Genomic DNA, 1448 nt, shown 5'->3' with positions numbered 1-1448 from the left:
CAGTCCTACCGCCAGGGCCAGAAGGTCTGGGGAGACGCGGGCATGGACGCCATGTGGTCCGCCTCGACCGTCAAGGTCATCGGCTCCGGCATCGACGACCCCGACTTCGCCGACAAGCTCTCCCGCCTGATCGGCGACCACGACGTCGAGACCACATCGACCTCGCACTCGGAGTCCGGCAAGAGCACGTCGGTGTCGATGCGGCAGGAACGCATCCTGCCCGCCGACGCGATCCGCGCCCTGCCCAAGGGCACCGCCCTCTGCTTCGCCACCGGCATGCGCGCCGCCATGCTCGACCTGCGGCCGTGGTACCGAGAGCCAGGAGCCGCGGAACTGTCCGCGGCGTCCGCCCGCGCTTCGAAGGCAATCACGGCTCGCGCCGTCGCGAAGCACGCGCCGACACAGTCCGACTTCGGGACGGCCGCGTGAGCGACATACCGCTGCACCTGGTGCCGGTCCGCTCCCGTGAGGCGAAGGACTTCGTGCGCACCTGGCACCGTCACCACCCGCCGCCCGCAGGACAGATCTTCGCGGTCGGCGCCGCCGACGAGAGGGGCACGCTGCGCGCCGTGGCCATCGTCGGCAGGCCGGTGGCCCGTCACCTGGACGACGGCGCCACCCTCGAAGTCACCCGGACCGCCAGCGACGGCGCCCGCAACGCCAACTCACTGCTCTACGGTGCCGCGTGGCGGGTGGCGAAGGCCCTCGGCTACCGACGGCTGATCACCTACACGCAGGACGGCGAGAGCGGCGCATCCCTGCGCGGCGCCGGGTGGCGCGTGATCGCCAGCCGGCCGCCCCGCGCCGGATGGCACACCCCGGCCCGCCCACGAGCCGGCCACGGCAACGACCACGTCACCCGCCTGCTGTGGGAAGCCCTGTGACCGAGCCCGTTCCTGCACAGCAACGGACCGACCATCTCACCTTGCCCCGTACCGCCCCGCGTCCTCCCGGAGTTGTCCTGCACACCGTCGACCTGACCGACCACACCCGCCTTCTCGGCGAGGTGGCCCCCGCCCTGAAGGAGCTGTCCGTGGAGGCGGCACGCATCCGGGAGGGCGAGATCGCCAAGCCCGTCCGAGAGATCGCACCCTTGAGCCTGCGGGTGCACGAGCTGGCGATGAAGTGCACGCGGCAGGTGCACGACCTGTCGGTCAGCCAGTACCCCGCAATGAAGGACGGGGCCGACAACCTGGCGCTCCTCGCCGGCGCCTGCTCCCAGATCTCCCTCGCCGCCACCCTGTGCAACCTCGCCATCCATCACCGCACCGAGATCCTGCTGTACAAGGACGCCGATCCCACCCCGGCGACCAGCCGTGATCAGCTTCGCCGTGCCGGTGTCGAGATGCAGCAAGCGGCCACCACTTATCGCGCCGTAGCGCGACGGCTCTCCCGACGCCTCGCCTCATTCTCGGCGCGCGCTGAAGACCGGCAACTCATCGCCGAGG

At 71.1% G+C, this 1448-nt stretch carries 3 protein-coding genes; all 3 read left to right on the top strand.

From position 1 onward, the window contains the following. Window positions 1-429: TraM recognition domain-containing protein (locus ACZ6IM_RS42470; RefSeq protein ID WP_469564604.1), on the top strand; the 429-nt coding region annotated here is incomplete at its 5' end. After that, the gene (locus ACZ6IM_RS42465) at window positions 426-884 is read left to right on the top strand and encodes an XF1762 family protein (protein WP_469564601.1); all 459 of its coding nucleotides are present in this window, start codon (window positions 426-428) and stop codon (window positions 882-884) included. The genes ACZ6IM_RS42470 and ACZ6IM_RS42465, both read left to right, overlap by 4 nt. A gap of 41 nt (window positions 885-925) precedes the next feature. After that, window positions 926-1448, top strand: a 523-nt coding sequence (locus ACZ6IM_RS42460) for a hypothetical protein (protein WP_469564599.1), incomplete at its 3' end; no start/stop codon positions are given.

The sequence above is a fragment of the Streptomyces sp. NPDC042336 genome (genome assembly GCF_055581985.1).
Note: the sequence above shows the minus strand (reverse complement) of the source record. Positions and strands in the feature narration are given on the sequence as shown.